The sequence below is a fragment of the Streptomyces sp. NPDC001443 genome, from assembly GCF_053597355.1.
Map to the genome: position 1 here is coordinate 26,846 of NZ_JBSFIA010000022.1, position 24,303 is coordinate 51,148.

Consider the following 24,303-nt stretch of genomic DNA (forward strand, 5'->3'; position numbering starts at 1 on the left):
CCAGGTTTGCTGGGTTCTGCGGGTTACCGTGCCCCCATGCAGATGAACACTCCGCCACGGAGACCGATTCGACTGACGCGCCGGGGCCGGATCACCCTCGTCGCGACCGGGGCCGTCGTGGTCGGCATCGCCGTCGCGGTGCCGCTGCTGAAGCTGGGTCACGACGCGCCCGCCGCGCCCGCCCGGCCCGCCTCGCTGGTGATCCCGGAGGGCTGGCGGGCCGGCCAGGTCTACGACGCGGTGGACAAGGCTCTCGGCCTGTCCGCCGGCACCACCCGGCAGTCCCTCACGAAGGCGCACCTGAAGCTGCCGCGCGACGCCGAGGACAACCCCGAGGGATACCTGTTCCCGGCGACGTACGCGCTGGCCGGGAAAGCCACGCCGCAGATGGTGCTGGCGTCCATGGTCGACACCGCGAACCGCACGTTCAACAAGGCACCCATCGCCGCCGGCGCGCAGCACAACGCGCTGAACCTCTACCAGGCGGTCACCATCGCCAGCATCGTCCAGGCCGAGTCCGCGACGAGGTCCGACATGGGAAAGGTGGCCCGGGTCGTCTTCAACCGGCTGGAGCGCGGGATGCCGCTCCAGATGGACTCCACGATCAACTACGCGCTCAACCGCTCCACCCTGCGCACGACGGCCGACGACACCCGGATCGACAGCCCCTACAACTCGTACCAGCGGATGGGCCTGCCGCCGACGCCGATCGACAACCCCGGCGAGGACGCGATGAAGGCCGCGATCAACCCGCCGACGGGCGACTGGCTGTACTTCGTGACCGTCAAACCGGGCGACACCCGGTTCACGGCCGACTACCAGCAGCACCTGCGCAACGTCGCCGAGTTCAATACCGCGCAGCAGAAGAGCGCGGGTCCGGCGCCCACGACCTCGAAGTGAGCGGGCGGGACGTCAGGCGGCGAGGGCCTCGCCGGCGAGCAGACGCCTGATGTCCCGTACCGCCGCCCGTCCGGCCCGGTTGGCGCCGATCGTGCTCGCCGACGGGCCGTAGCCGACCAGATGGACGCGCGGATCGGCGACCGCGCGGGTCCCGTCCAAGCGGATTCCGCCGCCCGGCTCGCGCAGCCGCAGCGGTGCCAGATGGCCGACGGCAGGCCGGAAGCCGGTCGCCCACAGGATGACGTCGGCGGCCACGTGCCGTCCGTCCTTCCACTCGACGCCGTCCGGGGTGATCCGGTCGAACATCGGCAACCGGTCCAGGACGCCATCCGCCAGACCCCGCCGGATCGCGTCGTTCAGGGGCAGGCCGGTCACGGAGACCACGCTCCTCGGCGGCAGCCCGCGCCGCACCCGCTCCTCCACGAGCGCGACCGCCGCGCGGCCCGCCTCCTCGTCGAAGGGTCCCTCCCGGAAGACGGGCGGCCGCCTGGTGACCCAGGTGGTGGCGGCCGCGTACGGCGCGAGCTCCAGCAGATGCTGGGTGCCGGACGCCCCGCCGCCCACCACGACCACCCGCAGCCCCGTGAACGCCTCGGGTCCGGGGTAGTGCGTGGTGTGCAGCTGCCGTCCGAGGAAGGTCTCCTGACCGGGAAGGCGCGGCTGGAACGGCCGGTCCCAGGTGCCGGTCGCGTTGATCAGCGCGCGCGTCGACCACACCCCGTCGGACGTCTCCACGAGCAGCCGGCCGCCGCGGCCCTCGCGTACCGCGCGCACCTCCACCGGCCGTCGGACCCGCAGGTCGAAGGCGCGCTCGTAGCGGTCGAAGTACGCGCTGATCACCTCGGAGGAGGGTCGTGCGGAGTCGGCGTCCGTCAGCTCCATCCCCGGCAGCGCGTGCATGCCGTGCACCTTGCCGTACGTCAGCGAGGGCCACCGGAACTGCCAGGCGCCGCCCGGTCCGGGGGAGTGGTCGAGGACGACGAAGTCGTGCTCGGGGCGGAAACCGGCGCGCCGCAGGTGATAAGCGCCGGACAGCCCCGCCTGACCCGCGCCGGCGACGACCACCTCGACCTCGCGTGTGTTGTTCACGGTTCCACTAACGGGTGTGTGGTCGGAGATCTTCCCCTGGGCGAGGATGGAGACATGTCAGACGGCTTCACCACCCGAGTCCTGCGCGTCGCCTCCGGCTCCACGGAGCGGGTCGTCGACCTCACCCGTGACTGCGAGGCGTTCCTGCGGGAGGCGGCCGCCGGCCGCGACGGCCTCCTGAACGTCTTCGTCCCGCACGCCACCGCCGGGATCGCGGTCATCGAGACCGGCGCGGGCAGCGACGACGACCTCCTCGCCGCCCTCCACGCCCTCCTGCCCGCCGACGACCGCTGGCAGCACCGCCACGGCAGCCCCGGCCACGGCCGCGACCACGTCCTGCCGGCCTTCGTCCCGCCCCACGCGACCCTCCCGGTGATCGGCGGACGGCTGGAACTGGGCACCTGGCAGTCGGTGTGCCTGGTGGACACGAACCGGGACAACCCCGACCGCCAGGTACGGCTGAGCTTCCTGGGCTGACCGGCCTTGCGAGGCGGATTCCGGTCGTCGGCTTCACCGGCGCCCGCCGGGGTACCTGGGTCTCACGCCACCCCCGAGGCAGGAGGTGAGAGCACCCGTGGGCGAGCGCACTCCGACGGGCCGCCGGTCCCACGCCCCGGTCGCGCAGGGAGTTCCGGACGGCGGCGCCGGGTGGCACGTCCGAGGTGAAGACAGGAGTCCGGCTGCCCGAGAGGACACGTCATGGGCGTACGCACCTGGGTCAGCGACTGGCCCGTATACCGACAGCTGACCGGATCGGACCGGCTGGGGCGTGGCCGGGCGGCCATGTCCCCCCACACGCGGCGGCTCGAGCCGCGCACCGACACCGCCGACCGGGTGGTCCCCTCCATCTGTCCCTACTGCGCGGTGGGCTGCGGCCAGCAGATCTACGTCAAGGACGACAAGGTGGTCCAGATCGAGGGCGATCCCGCCTCGCCCATCAGCCGGGGCCGACTGTGCCCCAAGGGATCGGCCACCCTTCAGCTGACGACGGGATCCGCGCGCCGGCACCAGGTCCTCCACCGGCGGCCGTACGCCACCGACTGGGAGCCGCTCGATCTGGAGACGGCCATGGACATGGTCGCCGACCGGGTGGTCGAGACGCGGCGGCGCACCTGGGAGTGGGAGAAGGACGGACTGCGCACCGCCCGCACGCTCGGCATCGCCAGCCTCGGCGGCGCGACCCTCGACAACGAGGAGAACTACCTGATCAAGAAGCTCTTCACCGGGCTCGGCGTCGTCCAGGTGGAGAACCAGGCACGGGTCTGCCACAGCTCCACCGTCGCGGGCCTCGGCACCTCGTTCGGCCGGGGCGGCGCCACCACCTTCATGCAGGATCTCCAGCACGCCGACTGCATCGTCATCCAGGGCTCCAACTTCGCCGAGGCACACCCGGTCGGCTTCCAGTGGGTCGTGGAGGCCAAGGAACGCGGCGCCCGCATCATCCACGTCGACCCGCGCTTCACGCGCACCAGCGCCCTGGCCGACCTGCACGTCCCGATCCGGGCCGGCAGCGACATCGCCTTCCTCGGCGCGGTGATCAACCACGTGCTCACCGAGGAGAAGGACTTCCGGGAGTACGTCCTCGCCTACACCAACGCCGCCTCGATCGTCAGCGAGGACTTCCAGGACACCGAGGACCTGGACGGGGTCTTCTCGGGACTCGACGTGGAGAGCCGCCAGTACGACCTGCGCAGCTGGCAGTACGAGGGCGTGGAGGTCCAGGCCCCCTCCGGCGACGTCGACGAACTGTACGAGGAGAAGACGAAGGGCTCGGGCCGCGCCGAGAGCCACGGCTCGGGCGGGGCCAGGACCGGCGCCCGACCGCCCCGCGACGAGACCCTCCGACACCCGCGCTGCGTCTACCAGATCCTCAAACGCCACTACGCCCGCTACACCCCCGAACTCGTCGAGGAGACCTGCGGAATCCCGCGCGCGACCTTCCTGGAGGTCTGCGACGCCCTGACCGCCAACAGCGGCCGCGAACGCACCAGCGCCTTCGTGTACGCGGTGGGCTGGACCCAGCACTCCAACGGGACCCAGTACATCCGGGCCGCCAGCGTCCTCCAGCTCCTCCTCGGCAACATCGGCCGGCCCGGCGGCGGCATCCAGGCCCTGCGCGGCCACGCCTCCATCCAGGGCTCCAGCGACATCCCGACCCTGTACAACCTGCTGCCCGGCTACCTGCCGATGCCGCACGCCCACGCGCACGAGGACCTGGACGCGTTCGTCGAGGCCAGCCGCACCGTCAAGGGCTTCTGGGGCGGCATGCGGGCGTACTTCGTCAGCCTGCTCAAGGCGTACTACGGTGACGCCGCCACCGAGGACAACGACTTCTGCTTCGACCACCTGCCGCGTCTCACCGGCTCCCACGCCACCTACGACACGGTCATGGCGCAGCTCGACGGCGACTGCAAGGGCTACTTCCTGATGGGCGAGAACCCGGCCGTCGGCTCCGCCAACACCCGGCTGCAACGGCTGGGCATGGCCAACCTGGAGTGGCTGGTCGTCCGGGACTTCTCCCTGATCGAGTCCGCGACCTGGTGGCAGGACGGACCGGAGATCGAGACGGGCGAACTGAGCACCGCGTCGATCCCCACCGAGGTCTTCTTCTTCCCGGCGGCCGCGCACACCGAGAAATCCGGCTCGTTCACCAACACCAACCGATGGCTGCAATGGCACCACGCGGCCGTGGAACCGGACGGGGACGCCCGCAGCGACCTGTGGTTCACCTACCACCTGGGCCGCCGCGTCAAGGAGCGGCTGGCCGGTTCGACCGACCCCATGGACCGGCCCGTCCAGGACCTCACCTGGGACTATCCCCTCGAAGGACCGCTGCGCGAGCCGGCCGCCGAAGCGGTCCTCGCCGAGATCAACGGCCACGGTCCGGACGGCGCCCCGCTCTCCGCGTACACCGAGCTGAAGGACGACGGCTCCACCCGCTGCGGCTGCTGGATCTACTGCGGGGTGTACGCCGACGGCGTCAACCACGCCGCCCGCCGTACCCCGCACACGCAACAGGACTACGTGGCCGCCGACTGGGCCTGGGCATGGCCCGCCAACCGCCGCATCCTCTACAACCGCGCCTCGGCCGCCCCCGACGGCACACCGTGGAGCGAGCGCAAGGCGTACGTGTGGTGGGACGGTAAGGAGGGGAGGTGGACCGGCCGCGACGTCCCCGACTTCGTGCCCGACCGCGCACCCGACTACGTACCGCCGGAGGACGCCACCGGTCCCGACGCACTGCGCGGCGACGACCCGTTCATCATGCAGGCCGACGGCAAGGGCTGGCTGTACGCGCCGGCCGGACTCGAGGACGGGCCGCTGCCCACCCACTACGAGCCGCAGGACTCGCCCTTCCGCAACGCCCTGTATCCGTCGACCCCGCGCTCACCCGTGCGGGAGGTGAAGCCGCGTGAGGGCAACCGCTACCACCCCAGCGGCGACGAGCCGGGCGCCCAGGTGTACCCGTACATCGTCACCACCCACCGGCTCACCGAGCACTTCACCGCCGGCGGCATGAGCCGCTGGTCCCCCTACCTCGCCGAGCTCCAGCCCGAGTTCTTCTGCGAGCTGTCCCCGGAACTGGCCGCCGAGCGCGGCCTGGAGCACGGCGGCTGGGCGACGATCATCACCGCCCGCAACGCCGTCGAGGCGCGCGTCCTGGTCACCGACCGGCTCAAGCCCCTGACGGTGCACGGCAGGACCTGCCATCAGATCGGACTGCCGTTCCACTGGGGACCCAACGGGATCGCCACCGGAGACGCGGCCAACGAACTCATGGCCATCACGCTCGACCCCAACGCCCACATCCAGGAGGACAAGGCGCTCACGGCCGACATCCGCCCGGGCCGCCGCCCTCGCGGACCCGAGCTGCCGAAACTGGTCGCCGAGTACCGGCGGCGCGCTGGAATCACCGGGACGACCGGCACGGAGGTCCGGAAATGACTGAGCGGCACCTGTTGAGCGGCCCCGAGCCGGACCTCGCCCGTGACGCCGGGCACCCCCAACCCCCCGAGCGGGTCGGCTTCTTCACCGACACGTCCATCTGCATCGGCTGCAAGGCGTGCGAGGTGGCCTGCAAGGAGTGGAACGCGATCCCGGACGACGGACTGCCGCTGAGCGGCATGAGCTACGACAACACCCGCGGGCTCGGCGCCTCCACCTGGCGCCATGTCGCCTTCATCGAGCAGAAGGTGCCCGCGCCGGAGGGACGCACCGAACTCGCCCTGCTCGACGGGGCACCGGCGGCCTCCGCACCCCCGGGGACGCCGGACGACATGCGCTGGCTGATGTCGTCGGACGTCTGCAAGCACTGCACCCACGCGGCCTGTCTGGACGTCTGCCCCACCGGCTCCCTGTTCCGCACGGAGTTCGGCACCGTCGTCGTCCAGGAGGACATCTGCAACGGCTGCGGCTACTGCGTGCCCGCCTGCCCGTACGGGGTGATCGAGCAACGCCAGGACGACGGCCGGGCCTTCAAGTGCACCATGTGCTACGACCGGCTCGGCGCGGGACAGGAACCGGCCTGCGCGAAGGCCTGCCCCACCGAGTCCATCCAGTTCGGCCCCCTGGACGAGCTGCGCGAGCGGGCCGCCCTGCGGGTGGACCAACTGCACGAGCAGGGCGTCGAGGAGGCGCACCTCTACGGGCACGACCCGCACGACGGGGTCGGGGGTGACGGAGCGTTCTTCCTGCTCCTCGACAAGCCGGAGGTGTACGGACTGCCGCCCGACCCCGTGGTGACCACCCGCGACCTGCCCGCCATGTGGAAGCACGCGGGCGCCGCCGCACTGTCCCTGGCCGGCGGCATCGCACTCGCCTTCGCGCTGGCCGGACGGACCGAGGGGGCACGATGACCAGGACCCGGCGGCGCCGGGGCGAACAGCTCATGGTTCCGCCCGCGGAGTTCGACTCCTACTACGGCCGTCCGATCATCCACGCCCCCTCCTGGGCGGCCCGCGACATCGCCGGATACTTCTTCCTCGGCGGGCTCGCCGGGGCGGGATCGGTGCTCGCCGCCGGGGCCCAGCTCACCGGACGCCCCCGTACCGCCACCGCGATGAAGGTCTCCTCGCTCGCCGCCGTGTCGCTGTCCGCCGCCGCCCTCGTCCACGACCTGGGCCGGCCCGCCCGGTTCGCCAACATGCTGCGGGTGTTCAAGCCCACCTCACCTATGAGCATGGGCTCCTGGCTGCTCAGCGCGTACGGCCCCGCCGCCGGAGCGGCCGCGCTCAGCGCGGTCACCGGGCGGCTGCCCAGGGCGGGCGGTGCCGCGACCGGCACGGCCGCGCTGCTCGGCCCCATGCTGGCCTCGTACACCGCCGTACTGGCCGCCGACACCGCCGTCCCCGCCTGGCACGGCGCCCACCGGGAACTTCCGTACGTGTTCACGGCGTCCGCGACGGCCGCGGCCTCGGGGATGGCGCTGATCGTCGCGCCACCGCGCGAGAGCGGTCCCGCCCGCCGCGCGGCGGCGCTCGCCTGCGTGGCCGAGACAGTGGCGTCCCAGGCCGCGGAGCGACGCCTTGGCATGGTCGCCGAGACCTGGCGCGAGGGCCGTGCGGGGACACTCATGCGCGCCGCGCGGGTTCTGACCCTGGCGGGCGGCGCGGCCGCGGTACTGGCCGGCGGCCGCAGCCGTCCGGTCGCCGCGGCCGCGGGGCTGGCCCTGCTCGCGGGGTCGGTCTGCACCCGCTTCGGGATCTTCGCGGCGGGCATCGCCTCCGCGGAGGACCCGAAGTACACCGTCACACCGCAGCGGGAAGGAGGGTGACCCCGACGGCCCGGGCGTCCCTCACGGACGTTTGAACCGCGCTGTCGCGTGCACGCGCCCGGTATGACCCGTTCGAAGCGAGAGACAGAGCGAAAATACGAAGCCCCGTCGGCCGAGGACACCTCCTGGCTGCCGGACCTCACCGGTGTCGAGGGCATCGCGTCGGTCGTCGAGAAGGGCGTCGACGAACTGGACGCCGTGTACTGGGACACGGCCGGCCTGCGCCTGGCCGCGGCCTCGGCGACACTGCGGCGAAGGACCGGCGGGGCCGACGCGGGCTGGCACCTCAAACTGCCCCTGTCCGGGGACAGCCGGGAGGAGATACAGGCCCCGCTGTCCGACACGGTCCCGCAGGCCCTGCACGACCTGGCCCTCTCCCGCACCCGAGGGGCGGAACCCAGGCCGGTGGTCCGGATCCGGACCATTCGGAGCACGCGCCACCTGGTCGACGCCGAGGGCACGGTCCTCGCCGAGCTGACCCTCGACCGGGTGCACGCCGAGTCCCGGACCGCCACGACCGCACCGGCCGCGTGGACCGAGCTGGAGGTCGAGCTCGCCGAGGACACCGATCCCGGGCTGCTGGACCTCGTCGAGGAGACGCTCCGCAAGAACGGCATCGACCGCGCCGGCCACACGACCAAACTGGTCCGGGCGCTGGAGGGCACCGGAGCAGGAGCGCCGCCCCGGCCGCACGGGCGGGCCGAGGGCGTCGAGGCGGGCTCGGCCGCGGACGAACTCCTCAAGTACCTGGACGAGCAGGTGACCACCCTGGTCGACACCGATCCCGCGGTACGCCGAGGACTGCCCGACTCCGTGCACCAGATGCGCGTCGCCTGCCGACGGCTGCGCAGCACTCTGCGGTCCTACCGGTCGGTGCTGGCCCGTGAGCGCACCGATCCGATCCGTGACGAGCTCAAATGGCTCGGCGGTGAACTGGGCGCGGAACGCGACCAGGAGGTCCTCATGGAACGGCTCGGCGCGCGCGTCGACGCCTCGCCCCGTGAGCTGGTCCTCGGAGCCGTCCACGCCCGGTTGCGGGGGTGGCACGTCGCCCGCGCCTCGGCGGCCCGGCAGCGCAGCCTCGACGCCCTGCTCTCACCGCGTTACCTGGACCTGCTGGATGCGCTGGCCGACCTCACGCGGCAGCCGCCCCTGCGGAGCAAGGCCGCGCGCGGGCCGGAGAAGGTGATGGCCAAGGCAGTGCTCAAGGAGTACGCGCGACTGGCCGGCCGGGTGGCACACGCGCTGGAACTCTCCCCGGGCACGGACCGCGACGTGGCCCTGCACCAGGCCCGCAAGGCGGCCAAGAAGACCCGGTACGCCACCGAACCGGCGCGCGGCTCGCTCGGCAAGCCCGCCCGACGGTTCGGCAAGCGCGTCAAGGCCGTGCAGCGGCTGCTCGGCGAGCACCAGGACAGCGTCGTCGCACGCGAGGCACTGCGGAACCTGGCCCTGGCGGCGCACGCGGCGGGAGAGTCCGCCTTCACCTGGGGCCTGTTGTACGGCCAGGAGCAGGCTGCGGCGCAACGGTGCGAAGAGGAGCTGCCGGCCGCCTGGGCGGACGCCTCGAAGCCCGGCCTGCGCGATGCGCTCACCCACTGAGGGACGACTTCCGGCGGTGCCGTCGCGCGGTCGTGCCGGGCCGTCGAGGAACGCCGGGCCTTTCACGGGTCGGGGTTCGGCTGCTCGGATCATGGGTCGGGGTCGGCCGCTCGAATCAGGTGTCGGGGATCGGCTGCTCGAACCAGACCACCTTGCCCGCGCTGAGCCGGGTCGAGCCCCAGCGCCGGGCGATCTGGTTGACCAGGAACAGACCGCGCCCGCCCTCGTCGTCGAGGTCGGCGCACCGCATCCTGGGCGCCTGGGGGGAGTCGTCGGTGACTTCGCAGCGCAGCACGTCGGTGCGCAGCAGCCGTAGCGAGATGGGACGGGAGGCGCAGCGCACGGCGTTCGTGACGACCTCGCTGACCATGAGTTCCGTCGATTCCAGCAGGGATTCGAGCCCCCAGCGCCGCAGGGTGCGATGGGTCAGCCGACGCGCCTGCCCCGCGGTGCGCGGGTGCGGTTCCAGGAACCAGTACCTGACACTGTCCTCGGGGAATCCCTCGAAGCGGGTGGCGAGCAGCGCGATGTCGTCGTCCCGGGTGCGCGGGCCCAGGGTGCCCAGCACCTGGTCGCACAGCGTTTCCAGCGAGGGGACGGCGACACCCTGCCCCCTGGCCGAGGGCGGCGCCTGGAGATGGGCGCGCAGCGCCTCGACGCCCGAGCCCACGTCCTGGTCGCGGGACTCGACCAGACCGTCGGTGTACTGGAGCAGCGTCGCCCCCTTGGGCGCGGGCAGCTCCACGGACTCGAAGCAGACACCGCCGACGCCGAGCGGAGCGCCCGGCGGGACCCTCAGCACCTCCACCCGGCCGTCCGGCTGGAGCAGCAGCGCGGGCGGGTGGCCGGCGTTCGCCATCAGCATCCGCTGCGAGATCGGATCGTAGATCACGTAGAGGCAGGTGGCGATGTGGTCGCTGCCGAGGCGCTGGGCCTGTTCGTCGAGGTGGTGCAGGACCTCGTCAGGGGGCAGGTCGAGCCCGGCGAGGGTCTGCACGATGGTACGGAGCTGGCCCATGATCGCGGCCGAGGTCATGGAGTGGCCCATGACGTCGCCGACGACCAGGGCGATCCGGTTGCCGGGCAGCGGGATCGCGTCGTACCAGTCGCCGCCGACCTGCGCGGTCTTGGAGGCGGGCAGGTATCTGCTGGCCAGTCGGACACCGGTGGGCTCGGGCAGCGACGCGGGGAGCATCGTGTGCTGGAGCGTGTCCGCCACGGAGGCCTCGTGCCCGTACATCACCGCCTTCTGGACGCCGAGGGCGGTGTGGGTCGCGAGCTGCGAGGCGACGAGCTGGTCGTCGCCGGTGAACGCGGGCCGGGCGGAGCCGCGCAGCAGTACGACGCTGCCCATGATGTGGTGGCGGCCGTGCAGCGGGGCGATGATCAGCCGTCGGCCGGACGGCAGAGCCCCCGGCGCGTCGGCCACGGGCCCGAGCAGCTCGGTCACCGCCGGGGCGATCCCCGGCGTGTCGCCGAACGCCGGCCGCCCGGACAGCAGCAGTCGCGCGAGCCGGCCGGAGACGGTGAGGTGCACGCGCTCGGTGAGGTCCGAGCGCCGGGGGAGTTCGTCGGACAGGGAGGGCGCGGACCGGTCGGCCGTGGGCGGCTCCGGCGCCCGGTCGATGCTGTGCAGTTTCAGCACGCCTGGCGCGGGCATTTTTTCGTCCCCGACCGGCAGGGGGTCGTGCAGATGGATCAGGATGACGTCCGCGAACGCGGGCACGGCGGCCCGGCGCAGTTCCCGGAGCGTCTCGTCCAGGTCCATCCCGCCGGCGATGCGCCGGGTCGCCACGTCGAGATACCGCAGCCGGTCGGTCTGCGGTCCGGCCCCGACCGGCAGCGGGTCCAGGGTGTGTTCCGCCACGGCGCGCTCCCTCGTCCCGTCCAGCAGACCGCCGGAGGCCCGGCCGGCCTGGGCGGGGCCTTGATGAGAAGTGCGTTGCTTCGTCACACGCTTCGTCCCGTTCAGGGGGCGCCGCGGTCCGCGGTGCCGCCTCGTGTCTGGTCAGTCACGGCGTCGGCAGCAGAGGAACACCTGCTCCTCGGGCGGTACGTCGGCGACCGCCGGGGCGTAGGTGTAGGACGATTCCCTCAGAATCTCGAAGCCCCCGGCCCCGATGACCTCGTACAGCTCCTCCCGCAGGTAGCCGGAGACCCTGATCGTGTTTCCGAGGAACGGGATGGCGAAGTCGTCCACGTCGGCCTCCACCATCGACAGGACGAACAGACCGCCCGGGACCAGCAGGTGCCGGACCGTGCGCAGCGCGAGGGGGATCTCCGCGCGCGGCAGCATCAACAGGGAGAAGAAGGCCGCGACGGCGGCGAAGCGGCCCAGGTCGCGGGGACCGTCCGGCCTGAGGTCGGCGAGGTCCAGCTGATGGAAGGTGGCACCGGGGACGTTCTCCCGGGCGAGCCGCAGCATCCCGGGGGAGAGGTCGACGCCGACGGCCTCCAGGGCGGCGTCCGCGAGCTGGCGCGTGGTCGGCAGTCCGGTGCCGCAGCCCAGATCGAGCACACGGGAACCCGCGGGCAGGGAGGCGATCAGCCAGGCACCGGCGGACAGTTGGCCGTCCTTCTGCCGGAACGCCTCGTCGTAGCGACTGCCGATCGCGTCGAAGGCCTCGGCCTGACCGGTGCGGTCGATCCGGATCAGCCCGTACTCGGTCGCGTACGTTCCCTTGACCATGAAAGTAACCCTTCATCGGGCATATGGGATTATTTCACAGTCGAGTGGATCGGGGTCACGGGAGCGCCGCCGGGCGAACCCGGTCACGGGAGCAGGGGCACGGAAGTCGTCCGGGTCCCCGCGCGGTGCCGACGGTGGCGGCCCGGTCGCCACCGGTCCGCGGACGTCAGGAACGCGGCTCCCGCTCGGCGCGCTCGGCGTCGCGCTTCTTGATACGGGCCGTCTCCTTGCGCACATCGGCCTGCGTGGAGCGCTCCTTCTCCAGCCACTCCGGCCGGCTGTCCTTGAGCGCCGAGATCTGCTCGGTGGTGAGGGCCTCCGTGACCCCGCCGCGCGCCAGACCCGCGATGGAGACGCCCAGCTTCGCCGCGACCACCGGACGGGGGTGCGGGCCGTTGCGGCGCAGCTCCTGAAGCCACTCGGGCGGGTTCGCCTGGAGCTCGTTCAGTTCGGCGCGCGTGACGACACCCTCCTGGAACGCGGCGGGCGTGGCGGGGAGGTACACACCCAGCTTCTTCGCCGCCGTGGCGGGCTTCATCGTCTGGGTGGTCTGGTGCGACTTCATACAGTCCAGACTATCGGCCCGGGACGAGACGTCCGACCACAGCCGGTAGCCTGGCGGGGTGACAGGCTCGGAAGAATCCCCCTCGTTCCGGCTGGCGTACGTCCCCGGGGTGACACCCGCCAAGTGGGTGCGGATCTGGAACGAGCGCCTGCCCGACGTCCCGCTGACCCTCCTTCAGGTACCGGCCGCCCAGGCATCCGATGTGTTGCGCGGCGGCGACGCCGACGCGGGCGTCCTGCGCCTCCCGGTCGACCGTACGGTGTTCAGCGCGATCCCCCTCTACACGGAGACCACGGTCGTCGTGGTCCCCAAGGACCACCTCCTGACCGCGGTGGACGAGGTGACCCTGGAGGACCTCGCCGACGAGGTCGTCTTCCATCCCCTCGACGACGTCCTCGACTGGGAGCGGCCACCGGGGCAGCCGGCCTTCGAGCGCCCGGCGACCACGGAGGACGCCGTCGAGCTGGTGGCCGCGGGTGTGGGAGTCCTGGTCGTCCCGCAGTCGCTGGCCCGCCTGCACCACCGCAGGGACCTCACCTACCGGCAGGTCGCCGACGCCCCGCAGTCGAGCGTCGTCCTGTCCTGGCCGGAGGAGGCCACCACCGACCTCGTCGAGGACTTCATCGGCATCGTGCGCGGCCGGACGGTCAACAGCACCCGTGGCCGCACATCCTCCTCGCGGGATCCGAAGAGCGAGCGCGGCGCGACGGCCGACGCGCGCCGCAAGCCGAACGAGGGCAAGCCGGCCGGCCGGACGGCGGCCGGGGCCACCGGCAGGTCCGGCGGCAAGTCCACGGGCGGCACCGCGAAGAAGGCCGGCGGCACCGCGCGCGGCGGCCGCTCCGGCGGCCCGAAGAGCGGCGGAAGCGGTGGAAGCGGCGGCAGCGGTGGCGCCAAGCGAGGCCGGCCCCGCCGTCGCTCGTAGACCGACGGGGCCCGGCGGCCGAGCGGCCGGGCTACTTCCCGGCCGCTCGGCCGATCGACTCCACCAGCGGCAGCAGCCGGTGCGGCACCCGCTCGCGCAGCGCGACCTCCGTGCGGGTGCGGACCACGCCCGGCAGACTGATCAGTTTCTGGATCACGTCCTCCAGGTGGGCGTTGTCGCGCGCCACCACCCGGGTCATCAGATCTCCGCCACCGGTGATCGAGAACGCCTCGACGATCTCCGGCACGGCCGCGAGCTCCTCGCCGATGTCGTCGAGGTGGCCCTGGGTGACCTCGACGTGCACGAACGCCAGGACCGGATGACCGAGCGCGGCGGGGGACAGGGCCGGCCCCGTGCCGGTGATCACGCCGTCGCGTTCCAGCCGGTCCAGACGGGCCTGGAGCGTGCCGCGCGCGACTCCCAGGATCCGGGCGTACTCGCGCACGCTGGTGCGCGGCTGTTCGAGCAACAGCCGCAGGATGCGGGTGTCGAGCTCGTCCACGGCCATGCTGCCCGGCCTCCTCGTCGGCATTCGATGATCATCTACGACTGTACCAATGGCGCACGGAGCCGCATACGGGGTGGACCGGACGACGTGGTCCGTTGGCCTCGCCATGGATCGGCCGAGCCCGCCCGAGCTGTGCCAATGGCCCATCCGGGCGGACGCCACTTGAGCCAGTGGCGGCGGGGATGCTCTCATGGACACGTCGATGGCGCTGCGGATCCCGCGGCGCCTTTTTCATGCCGTTTCCGAGGGAGCGACAAGCACGTGCTGAAGAGGGTGTTCATGGCTCCGGATCCGGGGCGCGTGCGGCTGCGTTTCGCCGCGCGGGCGGTCCTCGGCATCGGACTCGCGGTCCTCGGCTGCCAACTGGCCGGGAACCCTCTCGCGGGCACCGTCACCGGCGGGCTCGCCGCACTCCTCGCCCTGTTCACCGTCACCGACGCCACGGTCCGCGGCCAGGCGGTCACCACCGCGCTGCTGCCCGTCGTCGGCCTGCCCCTCCTCACCGTCGCGGCGGCCCTGCACGAGTACCCGGTCGCCCGCGACCTCGCCTTCCTAGCGGTGGTCGGCGCGGGCGTGTACGCGCGCCGCTGGGGCCCGCGCGGCCACAGCCTGGGCGTGTTCGCCTTCATGACCTTCTTCATCGCGCAGTTCCTGCACGCGACCGCCGGACAGCTGCCCCGGCTCTACGCCGCCGTGCTCCTGTCCGTCCTCGCCGCGGCCGCGGTGCGCTTCGGACTGTGGTGCTACGAGCGACGCCTGCCCCCGGCCGCGGCGCCCGCCCCGCCCGGCGCCACCGGGCTGGCCCGCGTGACCACCCGCCAGGCGGTCCAGGCGACGGCGGGCGCGGGCTTCGCGCTGGTCGTGGGGCAGCTGGTGTCCGGGCAACGCTGGTACTGGGCCGTGGGCGCCACCTGGTGGATCTTCGTCAACACCGCCTCGCGCGGCGAGACGCTGGTACGCGGCTTCCGGCGCGTCCTCGGCACGGTGATCGGCATCGGCCTCGGCCTGCTCGTCGCCCTTCCGGTGCACGGGGCGGCGGTGCCCACGGCCGTGCTCCTCGCCGTCTGCGTCTTCGGCATCTTCTACACCGCCGCCGTCTCCTACACCTGGATGATGCTCTGGGTGACGCTCATGGCGGGGCTGCTGTACGGGCTGCTCGGCGTGCTCGGTCCCGGCCTCCTCGCGCTCCGGCTGACGGAGACCGGTGTCGGGGCGCTCGGTGCCGGACTCGCCGTGCTCTTCGTGCTGCCCGTCACCACGCATGCCGTCACCGACGCGTGGATCCAGCGCGCCCTGCGCTGCGTCCGCCTGTGCACCGCGGAGGCCGCCGCCCGTCTCTCCGGAGCGGACTATGTCGACCCGGCCCGTCGCGTCGGCGAACTGGAACAGCTCCTCGGCCGGGTACGGCTCTCCGTCGCCCCGCTGGTGCATCCGCTGAACCCGATGCTCGGCCGCAAGCGGCGCGCCCGCCAGGTGCTCGCGCTGCTCGACGACTGCGCCCGCGAGATCCGCGGCCTGGTCGCCGTGGCAGCCGACCCGGAGGCCTCGCACGACGCCCGCCTGGCCGCCGCGTGCTGGCGCGTGGAGGCCGCGGTGGAGGCGCTCACCGAGCGCGCCGACGACGGCGCGCAGCCGCCGTCCGCCACCGCCCAGCCGCCGGTCGAACCCGCGCTGGCCCACCTCCACGGCCTGGAACGGGCCCTCGCGGAACTCGCCGCGCCCCTGCGCACGCCGTCCGGATCACCGCTGGTCGGCGCCTGAGGGACGGAACGCCCCGCAAGCGGTAGCGGCAGCCCGCGGGTCGCAGCGGTCTGCGGGGTAGCGGCGGTCTGCGGGTCGCAGTGGCTTGCGGGTCGCAGTGGCCTGCGGGTCGGAGCGGCTTGTGGGTACCGGTTCGGGCGCGACCTGCTCCGATGCTCCAAACGGTCGTACGCGGTGCGGGTCGTGGCGGGTCGGGGCCGCTCCCGGAGCCGTCTCCGGAGTCACCTGGAGGGGGCCCCGCCGCCCGGACGTCCGGCCCACGCGTCCGTACCGGCTCCTGCGTGCGACCCGCTGGACGGCCGCGCGCACACCGCGCGGACGGCGCCCGGGGCGACCTCGTGATCCGGCCCGACGCGCCTGGTCAGGACTGCCCGGACGGTTCGCCCGGCGAGCTCGCCCGACGTTCCGCGGGCCCGGTCCGGCCGGCCCGCCCGGAGTCGTCCGCGGGCGGCCGGGCGCGCACGACCCGGCGGCCCGTGCCGGGCACGACGGCGGACCGGAGTCTTGGTCTAGACCGCTGACGACCGACTGCTACCGTCGCGTCCGACATGTGCGGACGAGAGGGGACAGCGGTGACAGACGGCGGCAGGCGGCAGCGGGCGTTCATCGGGTCGTTCACGGCGGCCGGCGGGCCCGGGCTCGTGACGGCGGCCGTGGACGCGGCCGATGGCGCGCTGACGGTCCTGAACAGCGTGGACGGCGTCCCCGACCCCTCCTACCTGGCCCTGTCGCCCGACGGGGGCACTCTGTACGCGGTGAGCGAGACGACCGAGGGCGCGGTGGCCGCGTATCGCGTGGACGGCGACAAGGTGGTGCAGGCGGGGCCGCCGATCCTGGTCGGTGGCAGCGGGCCCACCCACCTCAGCGTCTTCGACGGACACGTCCTGACCGCCAACTACGGATCGGGCAGCGTCAGCGCGGTGCCCGTCCGCCCCGACGGGACCCTTGCCGCCGCCGTGTCCGGGATCCTGGAGCACACCGGTTCCGGTCCCCACACGCGCCGCCAGCAGGGGCCGCACGCCCATCAGGTGCAGCCCGCCCCGAGCGGCCGGTGGGCCGTGAGCGTCGACCTCGGCACGGATTCCGTACGGGTGTGCACACTGGCCGACGGCGTGCCCGTACTGCACCGGGAGAGCGCCCTGCGGCCCGGCTCCGGCCCGCGCCACCTCGCCTTCCATCCCGACGGCTCGTACGCCTACGTGCTGAACGAACTCACGCCGACCGTCACCGTCTGCCGCTGGGACGACGCGCACGGCTCGCTCAGGCCGCTGGCCGAGACCCCGGTGCTGTCCGGTGCCCCCGCGGGCGACGCCTACCCCTCCGGGATCGCCGTCTCGCCCGACGGGCGCTTCGTGTGGACCGCCACCCGCGGCGAGGACGTGCTGTCCGTGCTCGCCGTCGAGGGTGAGGGGCTGCGGCTGGTCGGCACGGTCCCCTGCGGCGGGCACTGGCCCCGCGCGCTCGCCGAGTCGGACGGATTCCTGTACGTCGCGAACGAGCGTTCCGGCGACGTCACCTGGTTCTTCGTCGACCCGGAGACGGGCCTGCCGCGGCACGGCGGCAGCGTCGAGGTGCCGGCGGCCTCCTGCGTGATCTTCGGCTGAGGACCGGTGGGACGGTGCCGGGGCCCTGCCGGGTGGCAGGACATCTGAGGGCGGGACGGGACGGTGGCGCCACGCCGGGCTCAGGGCGGGGCCCTGTGTCCGGTCTGCCGGGAGCCCTCTTCCCGGCGGACCGGGGCGGCCGGGACCGGCAAGGCGAAAGGGCCCGCTCCGGCGTACGGAGCGGGCCCTTCCGGTGGGTCGCGGTCAGGCGTCCGGGTCAGTGGGCCGGCGTGCCCTGCGGCTGCTGCGGGGCGATGCCCAGGGCCGCGCTGTACTGGGCCAGGGCCAGCTTGCCGATGGCCGGGTAGGGGCCGATCGCCTCGGCGGCGGAGCAGCCCGCCTCCTCGGCCGCGTCCGCCACCAGGGCCGCGTCGATCTCCGGGCCGATCAGGTAGGGCGCCAGCGCCAGCTGCTGCGAGCCCGAGGCGCGGAGCTGCTCGGCGACGGAGGCGATCGAACCCTCCTGGTCGAGGGCCGCGGCGATCACCGGCACGGCCAGGCGCGCGGCGAGCAGCATGCCGGTGATCCCGGCGGCCTGCACGGCCTCCTCGCCACCGACCGAGGCCAGGATGATGCCGTCCGCGGCGGTGGCCACGGTGAACAGACGGGCGCGGTCCGCGCGGGCCAGACCCGCCTCGGACAGACGCACGTGCAGCGCCTCCGCCAGCAGCGGGTGCGGGCCGAGGACGTCGGTCAGGTCGGCGGCGATCCGGCTCTCCATCACGGCCTGGCGGACCTGGCGCAGCAGGGCGCTGTCCGGACCGGCCAGCAGGGGCACGACGACGGCGACGGGGCCGTCCGGCTCCTTGACCTCGAGGCCGGCGGCGAGGGCCTGCTCGTAGCGGGCGGTGCGCTCTTCGGCGGCGTGCGTGAGCACGGACTGAAGGGTCGGGAACTCCGCGTCGTCCCCGTCGAGGTAACCGATGCGGGCGTCGAGGCCGGGGAGCTCGGAGCGGGCGATGCTCACGACCTCCTCGGCGAGTCCGCGCGTGGCGGTACCGGGGGTGCCCGGCACGGCCAGGACAAGCGCGGGCGCGCCTTCGGGAGCCGCCAGGGGCTCGGGTCGCCGGTGCCGCCCAGGCTGGCGGGGGCGCGGCATTCGTACAGGCAGGCCGGACGCGGGCCCAGTGGGGGAGCTCATGGCGCCGCATGTTACTGGCTCACCGGGTTCCCCTGTTCGGGGAGGGTGCAGGTGAGCGGTATCCGTCCGGTTTTGTCTGATGAGTTACGTGCGGATCAGCAGTGATCGGCGTGACTTCCGGGCTAATTGTCCTTCCTGGGGGCAATCCCCTTTTTGGGCGCCACGTACAGCATTGTTCCGTCACTCGGCAGAGTGAGAGCACCAGTTGCCAGGTCAGCGGCCATGCGGACCGATCCGTGCAGGGGATCGCCGACGGCCGGGACCTGTCGCGCGTGGGGTAGCTTTTGCGCCAGTTCGATCTCCAGCGGGCGGAGCAGGGGGTCGCCCATCCTGAACAGGCCACCGGTGAGGGCGATCCGGGGTCCGCCCGAGACCGGGCAGACGGCGGCCGCGGACTCGGCCATCTGCCGTGCGGCCGCGCCCAGGATGTCCAGGGCGACGGGGTCGCCCTGGTGCGCGCAGTCGGCCACACCGGGTGCGAAGGAGGCCAGGACGGCGGCCCGGTCGGCGCGTGGGTAGAGCCGGCCGGGCAGCGTGGGGAGCGGCCCGAACTCGGCCTCGGCGCGGGCGCGCAGCCGGGCCGATCCGCCCGGCCGTCCGTCGTGCGCGCGCAGCGCGGCCTCCAGGCCGGCCCGTCCGATCCACGCGCCACCGCCGCAGTCGCCGAGCAGATGTCCCCAGCCGTCCGCGCGACGCCAGTGGGCGAGGTCCGTGCCGATCGCGATCAGCCCGGTCCCGGCGGCGATCACGGCTCCCGGGCCCGGTCCGAGGGCGCCGACGTACGCGGTGACGGCGTCGGCCGCCAGGGCGACCTTCGCCACCCCGAACTCCCGGGCCAGCGCGTCCGGGAGTTCGGCGCGCAGGGCGTCGCCCAGCGTGCTCAGCCCGGCCGCGCCGACGACGGCCGCGGCCAGCTCGCGCACTCCGGTCTCGGCGGTCAACGCCCGGACCATCGGCACCAGTTGTTCCATGAGGTGCCCCGGGTCGATGCCCCGCGCGCCGGTGCGCACCGGCACGGTGGACGCCCGCCGGGCCAGGACGCCCCGGTCCGCGACGGCGAGGGCCGCACGCAGTCCGGAGCCTCCGGAGTCCACGGCGAGCAGACCGGCCGGGACGCCCCGGCCGGTCACGGCAGGCGCCAGTCCACGGGCTGACCGCCCTGGCCGATCAGCAGGTCGTTGGCCCGGCTGAAGGGGCGGGAGCCGAAGAATCCACGGTCGGCCGACATGGGGGAGGGATGGGCCGACTCCACCGCCGGGAGCTGCCCGAGGAGCGGGCGCAGGTTGCGGGCGTCACGGCCCCAGAGGATGGACACGAGGGGCTTGCCGCGCGCGGCAAGGGCCCGTATCGCCTGCTCGGTGACTTCCTCCCAGCCCTTGCCCCGGTGCGCGGCCGGCGAGCGCGGAGCGGTGGTCAGCGCCCTGTTGAGCAGTAGCACGCCCTGCTGGGTCCACGGCGTCAGATCGCCGTTGGTCGGCGGAGGCACCCCCAGATCGGCGGTCAGCTCGCGGTAGATGTTGATGAGACTGCCCGGCAGCGGTCGTACCTCGGGCGCGACCGAGAACGACAGGCCCACGGCGTGTCCCGGGGTGGGGTAGGGGTCCTGACCGACGATGAGGACGCGTACCTCGTCGAAGGGCTGCTGGAAGGCTCGCAGGACGTTCGGTCCGGCCGGGAGATAGGTGCGTCCGGCGGCGATCTCCGCGCGCAGGAAGTCGCCCATTTCGGCGATCTTCCCGGCCACGGGTGCGAGGGCCTGGGCCCAGCCGGGTTCGACGATCTCGTGCAAGGGTCGTGGTGCCACGGGCGTCACCCTACTGCCGTACGGGCGATGGCGATCAACCGGTGGCCAAGGCCGGGCAAGGGCGGCCCAACAGGCTTCGTCATCACGTGCGTTGGTTCCATCAGGTGCTGCTGTCTCCTCTTTCTTCTGTCGAGACGTTGCTTCCGTCGAGGCGTTCCTCTGCCGAGGCGTTCCTCTGTCGGGGCTTCCTCTGCGGGGGTCTTTCCGCTGCCGGGCCTCTCCTCCGTCAGGCGACGACCGCCGCCCGGACGCACAGCACGTCCGGCAGGTGGGACACCAGTTGCCGCCAGCTGTCGCCGTCGTCGGCCGACGCGTACACCTCGCCGTTGCGGTTGCCGAAGTACACACCCGCGGGGTCGGCGTCGTCGGTGCAGAGCGCGTCGCGCAGCACCGTGCCGTAGTGGTCCTCCTGGGGCAGGCCCGCCGACAGCGGCTCCCAGCTCCGGCCCGCGTCCGCCGTACGGAACAGCCGGCACCGCCGGTCGGCGGGCACCCGGTCCGCGTCGGCGTTGATCGGGTACACGTACGCCGTGTCGCCCCGGTGGGGGTGTGCGGCGGCGGCGAACCCGAACGTGGACGGCAGCCCCTCGCCGATGTCGGTCCAGTGGGCGCCCGCGTCGTCGCTGCGGTACACCCCCCAGTGGTTCTGGAGGTACAGACGGTCCGGGGTCGCCGCGTCCTGGGCGATCTTGTGCACGCACTGGCCGAACTCGGGGTTCGGATCCGGCAGGAACACCGCGGAGACACCGGAGTTGGACGGCGACCAGCTCGCGCCGCCGTCGGTCGTGCGGAACACCCCCGCCGTGGAGACGGCCACCGTCACCGCCGAGGCGTCCCGCTTGTCGGTGATCACGGTGTGCAGCCCCTCACCGCCGCCGCCCGGCACCCAGCGCGAGCGCGTGGGGTGTTCCCAGAGCGGCCGGACGAGTTCGAAGCTCTCGCCGCGGTCCTCGGAGCGGTACAGCGCGGCGGGTTCCGTGCCCGCGTACACCACGTCCGGCTCGGCCGCCGCCGGGTGGAGCTGCCACACCCGCTCCAGCGAAGCGCCTGTGTCCTTCGGGAACTTGACGGCGGGTCGGGCCGGTTCGGTCCACGTCCGTCCCAGGTCGTCGGAGTGGAACACGGACGGGCCCCAATGGGCGCTGTCGCCGCCGGCCAGCAGCCGCGGGGTGTCGCCCCTGGTGTCGACGGCCACCGAGTACACGGCCTGGGCGTTGAAGCAAGGACTCTCGTCGAACTCCCACGAGCCACCGCGCCGGCGCCCGATGAACAGGCCCTTGCGCGTGCCCACGGCGAGCAGTACCTCGGTCATCCCGATCACCTCCGCGACGGATTCCTCTCGGACACCGGCCAGTCTGCACCCCGCCACTGACAGTCATCCCGCGGGCGGCGTCCGCGCAGGTCACAGGGCGCGGTGTCGGTCGCGCGACGCCAGTCCGCGCTGTTGGACGAACAGGTTCCGGGCACTTTCGGACAGACGCCTGCGCGGGTCGAAGGACCCGTGGGAACGTCGAGCTGGAGGACTCGCCCTGAGCATCGCGGCCGCCTCTCCCGTATGGGAGGGCGGTCGGGGATGTTCGTGCGCTCACGAGGAGGAAGCCTTCGATGGCGTTCCGTGGTCCGAAGGTGTGGCTGTGGCGCTGGCGGCGCAATCCGCTCAGACGCCGTGCCGACGCGATGGAGGGCTGGGTCCTGCTCGGAGCCGGGGTGCTCACCGTCCTCGCCGGGGTGCTCGCCGGGCTGACGGCGACCCGGTCCGTCGAGGACGAACTGGCCCGCGAGCGCGAGGACTGGCGCCCCGCCGTCGCCCACCTCTCCGAGCGTGCGCCCGGCAGGGCCACCGCGCACACCGGCAACGCCAGCGGAGACCGGGTGTGGGGGAGAGCGGCCTGGACCGCGGTCGACGGAACCGCGCACTCCGGACTCGTCCGGGTCCGGCCCGGCAGCACCGCGGGCACCCCGGTCGTGGTCTGGACGGACCGCCGGGGCACCCTGGTGAGCAGGCCCGCCACCCCCTACGAGGCCCGGTTGCGGGCCTCCCTGATCGGCGGCCTGGCCGGCGTGAGCACCGCCGCCGTCCCCTTCATCGTCGGCCGCGCCGTCCGCGCCCGTCTGGAACGCCGCCGCATGGACCAGTGGGACGTCGACTGGGCGCGGTTCGACCCGCTCTGGGGGCACCGGACGGGCTGACGCTCACTCCCCGTCCGGCAGCGCCCGGCTCAGGATCGCGTCGAGGTCCGCCGAGTCGGGCAGCGTGCCGAAGGCGTACCCCCAGTCGCCGCCGAGCCGGGTCGCGCAGAAGGCGTCGGCGACCGCGGGCGGGGCGTACCGCACCAGCAGGGAGGCCTGGAGGGCGAGGGCCATCAGCTCCACCAGCCGACGGGCGCCGGACGGCGACGCGCCGGCCAGGCCGCTCCTGAGCCGGGACACCGTCGCGTCCAGGCGGGCGTCCGCACCCCGGGCCAGGTCGAGTTCGGCGAACAGGGCGTCCGCGGCACCGGGTTCGCGCCCGAGCGCCCTGAGCACGTCGAGGGCGTTGACGTTCCCCGAGCCCTCCCAGATCGACAGCAGGGGCGCCTCGCGGTAGTGCCGGGGCATGCCCGACTCCTCCACGTAGCCGTTGCCGCCCAGGCACTCCAGCGCCTCCGCCGTGAAGGCGGGGCCGCGCTTGGTGACCCAGTACTTGCCGACGGCGGTGGCGATCCGGCGGAACGTCCGCTCACCGGCGTCCCCGCGCACCGCCCGGTCCGCCGCGCCCGCCAGTCGCAGGGTGAGCGTCGTCGCGGCCTCCGACTCCAGCGCGAGGTCGGCCAGGACGTTGCGCATCAACGGCTGGTCCAGCAGTCGCGCGCCGAAGGCGCTGCGGTGGCGCACATGGTGTCCCGCCTCCACGAGCGTCTTGCGCATCAGCGCCGCCGACATCATCACGCAGTCCAGCCGTGTGCAGTTGACCATCTCGATGATGGTCTTGACGCCGTGCCCCTCGGGCCCCACCAGCCACGCCACCGTCCCGTCGAACTCCGGCTCGGAGGAGGCGTTGGACCGGTTGCCGAGCTTGTCCTTCAGCCGCTGGATGCGGAAGGTGTTGCGGCTGCCGTCGGGCAGGACCCGCGGGACCAGGAAGCAGGACAGACCGTCCGGCGCCTGGGCCAGCACCAGGAAGACGTCGCACATCGGCGCCGAGGTGAACCACTTGTGCCCGCGCAGGGTGTACACGCCCGGCTCGGCGGTGGGCGTGGCCACGGTCGTGTTCGTACGGACGTCCGAGCCGCCCTGCTTCTCGGTCATCCCCATGCCCGCGAGCAGTCCGCGCTTCTCGGCCGGCACCCGCAGCCCCGGCTCGTACTCCCTGCTGGTCAGCAGGGGTTCGTAGATCTTGGCGAGCTCCGGCTGGCGGCGCAGGGCGGGGACGGCGGCGTACGTCATCGAGGTGGGGCAGCCGTGCCCGGCGTCGGTGTGTCCCCACACCAGGCCGCCGGCCGTGCGGGCCACGTGGGCACCGGGTCGTTCGTCCGCCCAGGGGGAGCCGGCCAGGCCCTCGGCGACCGCGGTCCGCATCAGCTGGTGCCAGCTCGGATGGAAGTCGACCTCGTCGACGCGGTTGCCGTAGCGGTCGTGGGTGCGCAGCTCGGGCTCGTGGCGGTTGGCCAGCTCGGCCCACTCCTGCGCCTCGGCGCCGCCGGCCAGCACACCGAGGCGTCGGACGTCGTCCTCGGCCCAGCCGGCTCCCTCCCGGCGCAGCCCCTCCAGCAGTGCCGTGTCGGCCGAGGCGTCGTACGGGGCCAGGGGAGGGGCCTGGTTGGTGACGTCTTGGGTGGCATCACGGGTGGGGCGGTGGCCGACGCCGTCCGGGGCTGCGTGCGGGGCGTCGTGCTGCGGCTGCTCGTGCGCGAGTGTCGAGACCATGCCGTCCATGTTGCACCTTCGCTGCGGCCGTAGCAA

General features: G+C 73.2%; 20 protein-coding genes. 10 read left to right on the plus strand and 10 right to left on the minus strand.

All coding sequences use genetic code 11. The annotated features are described in order from the left end of the window. Positions 1-36 precede the first annotated feature (36 nt). Positions 37-900, plus strand: a complete 864-nt coding sequence (gene mltG, locus ACWC24_RS22670) for an endolytic transglycosylase MltG (protein ID WP_450664666.1) — start codon at positions 37-39, stop codon at positions 898-900. A 12-nt stretch (positions 901-912) separates the two neighbouring features. On the opposite strand, the gene ACWC24_RS22675 is transcribed toward mltG, so the two are convergent. Then, a complete protein-coding gene (locus ACWC24_RS22675) occupies positions 913-1,989 on the minus strand; it encodes an NAD(P)-binding domain-containing protein (RefSeq protein WP_450664667.1) in 1,077 nt (358 codons plus the stop codon). A 54-nt stretch (positions 1,990-2,043) separates the two neighbouring features. On the opposite strand from ACWC24_RS22675, the gene ACWC24_RS22680 reads away from it, so the two are divergent. The 5 genes from ACWC24_RS22680 to ACWC24_RS22700 all read left to right on the plus strand — a co-directional run bounded on the left by ACWC24_RS22680 (position 2,044) and on the right by ACWC24_RS22700 (position 9,364). Further along, complete coding sequence (locus ACWC24_RS22680; protein WP_450664668.1) at positions 2,044-2,466, plus strand: YjbQ family protein; 423 nt, start codon at positions 2,044-2,046, stop codon at positions 2,464-2,466. Positions 2,467-2,688: 222 nt separating this feature from the next. Then, entirely contained in the window at positions 2,689-5,934 is a 3,246-nt protein-coding gene (fdh, locus tag ACWC24_RS22685) for a formate dehydrogenase (protein ID WP_450664669.1), read from the plus strand. Further along, the gene (locus tag ACWC24_RS22690; protein ID WP_450664670.1) at positions 5,931-6,845 is read left to right on the plus strand and encodes a 4Fe-4S dicluster domain-containing protein; all 915 of its coding nucleotides are present in this window, start codon (positions 5,931-5,933) and stop codon (positions 6,843-6,845) included. Before fdh ends, ACWC24_RS22690 begins: the two co-directional genes overlap by 4 nt. Further along, positions 6,842-7,762: an NrfD/PsrC family molybdoenzyme membrane anchor subunit gene (gene nrfD / locus ACWC24_RS22695; RefSeq protein ID WP_450664671.1), complete on the plus strand. Its 921-nt coding sequence runs from the start codon at positions 6,842-6,844 to the stop codon at positions 7,760-7,762. Before ACWC24_RS22690 ends, nrfD begins: the two co-directional genes overlap by 4 nt. Before the next feature lie 63 nt (positions 7,763-7,825). Continuing rightward, the gene (locus ACWC24_RS22700) at positions 7,826-9,364 is read left to right on the plus strand and encodes a CYTH and CHAD domain-containing protein (protein ID WP_450664672.1); all 1,539 of its coding nucleotides are present in this window, start codon (positions 7,826-7,828) and stop codon (positions 9,362-9,364) included. A gap of 115 nt (positions 9,365-9,479) precedes the next feature. Here ACWC24_RS22700 and ACWC24_RS22705 read toward each other — a convergent pair whose 3' ends face one another. The 3 genes from ACWC24_RS22705 to ACWC24_RS22715 form a co-directional block, all read right to left on the minus strand. Beyond that, a complete protein-coding gene (locus ACWC24_RS22705) occupies positions 9,480-11,132 on the minus strand; it encodes a SpoIIE family protein phosphatase (protein ID WP_450664766.1) in 1,653 nt (550 codons plus the stop codon). Between the two features lie 240 nt (positions 11,133-11,372). Further along, a complete protein-coding gene (locus ACWC24_RS22710) occupies positions 11,373-12,053 on the minus strand; it encodes a class I SAM-dependent DNA methyltransferase (RefSeq protein ID WP_450664673.1) in 681 nt (226 codons plus the stop codon). A gap of 166 nt (positions 12,054-12,219) precedes the next feature. Further along, positions 12,220-12,618 carry a DUF5997 family protein gene (locus ACWC24_RS22715; RefSeq protein WP_450664674.1) on the minus strand — a complete coding sequence of 133 codons (399 nt, stop codon included), beginning with the start codon at positions 12,616-12,618 and terminating at the stop codon, positions 12,220-12,222. Positions 12,619-12,676: 58 nt separating this feature from the next. On the opposite strand from ACWC24_RS22715, the gene ACWC24_RS22720 reads away from it, so the two are divergent. Then, positions 12,677-13,543 (plus strand): LysR family transcriptional regulator substrate-binding protein, encoded by an 867-nt coding sequence (locus ACWC24_RS22720; protein ID WP_450664675.1) that lies wholly within the window; start codon positions 12,677-12,679, stop codon positions 13,541-13,543. Positions 13,544-13,574: 31 nt separating this feature from the next. On the opposite strand, the gene ACWC24_RS22725 is transcribed toward ACWC24_RS22720, so the two are convergent. Continuing rightward, the gene (locus ACWC24_RS22725; RefSeq protein WP_450664676.1) at positions 13,575-14,051 is read right to left on the minus strand and encodes an Lrp/AsnC family transcriptional regulator; all 477 of its coding nucleotides are present in this window, start codon (positions 14,049-14,051) and stop codon (positions 13,575-13,577) included. Between the two features lie 261 nt (positions 14,052-14,312). Here ACWC24_RS22725 and ACWC24_RS22730 point away from each other — a divergent pair, with 261 nt between their 5' ends. Continuing rightward, complete coding sequence (locus ACWC24_RS22730) at positions 14,313-15,812, plus strand: FUSC family protein (RefSeq protein WP_450664677.1); 1,500 nt, start codon at positions 14,313-14,315, stop codon at positions 15,810-15,812. A 572-nt stretch (positions 15,813-16,384) separates the two neighbouring features. Then, a complete protein-coding gene (locus ACWC24_RS22735; protein ID WP_450664678.1) occupies positions 16,385-17,416 on the plus strand; it encodes a lactonase family protein in 1,032 nt (343 codons plus the stop codon). A gap of 217 nt (positions 17,417-17,633) precedes the next feature. Here the strand turns inward: ACWC24_RS22735 and ACWC24_RS22740 are convergent, their stop codons facing one another. From ACWC24_RS22740 to ACWC24_RS22755, 4 genes are all read right to left on the minus strand, one after another. Beyond that, the gene (locus ACWC24_RS22740) at positions 17,634-18,557 is read right to left on the minus strand and encodes a sirohydrochlorin chelatase (RefSeq protein ID WP_450664679.1); all 924 of its coding nucleotides are present in this window, start codon (positions 18,555-18,557) and stop codon (positions 17,634-17,636) included. Positions 18,558-18,679: 122 nt separating this feature from the next. Continuing rightward, positions 18,680-19,687 carry an N-acetylglucosamine kinase gene (locus ACWC24_RS22745; RefSeq protein WP_450664680.1) on the minus strand — a complete coding sequence of 336 codons (1,008 nt, stop codon included), beginning with the start codon at positions 19,685-19,687 and terminating at the stop codon, positions 18,680-18,682. After that, positions 19,684-20,361: a uracil-DNA glycosylase gene (locus ACWC24_RS22750; RefSeq protein WP_450664681.1), complete on the minus strand. Its 678-nt coding sequence runs from the start codon at positions 20,359-20,361 to the stop codon at positions 19,684-19,686. The genes ACWC24_RS22745 and ACWC24_RS22750 overlap by 4 nt, the downstream gene beginning before the upstream one ends. Positions 20,362-20,587: 226 nt before the next feature. Next, on the minus strand, positions 20,588-21,730 hold the full coding sequence (locus tag ACWC24_RS22755) for a WD40/YVTN/BNR-like repeat-containing protein (RefSeq protein WP_450664682.1): 1,143 nt from the start codon (positions 21,728-21,730) through the stop codon (positions 20,588-20,590). A 236-nt stretch (positions 21,731-21,966) separates the two neighbouring features. Here ACWC24_RS22755 and ACWC24_RS22760 point away from each other — a divergent pair, with 236 nt between their 5' ends. Continuing rightward, entirely contained in the window at positions 21,967-22,551 is a 585-nt protein-coding gene (locus ACWC24_RS22760) for an Rv1733c family protein (protein ID WP_450664683.1), read from the plus strand. A 3-nt stretch (positions 22,552-22,554) separates the two neighbouring features. On the opposite strand, the gene ACWC24_RS22765 is transcribed toward ACWC24_RS22760, so the two are convergent. After that, on the minus strand, positions 22,555-24,267 hold the full coding sequence (locus ACWC24_RS22765) for a DNA alkylation response protein (RefSeq protein WP_450664684.1): 1,713 nt from the start codon (positions 24,265-24,267) through the stop codon (positions 22,555-22,557). Between the last annotated feature and the right edge of the window lie 36 nt (positions 24,268-24,303).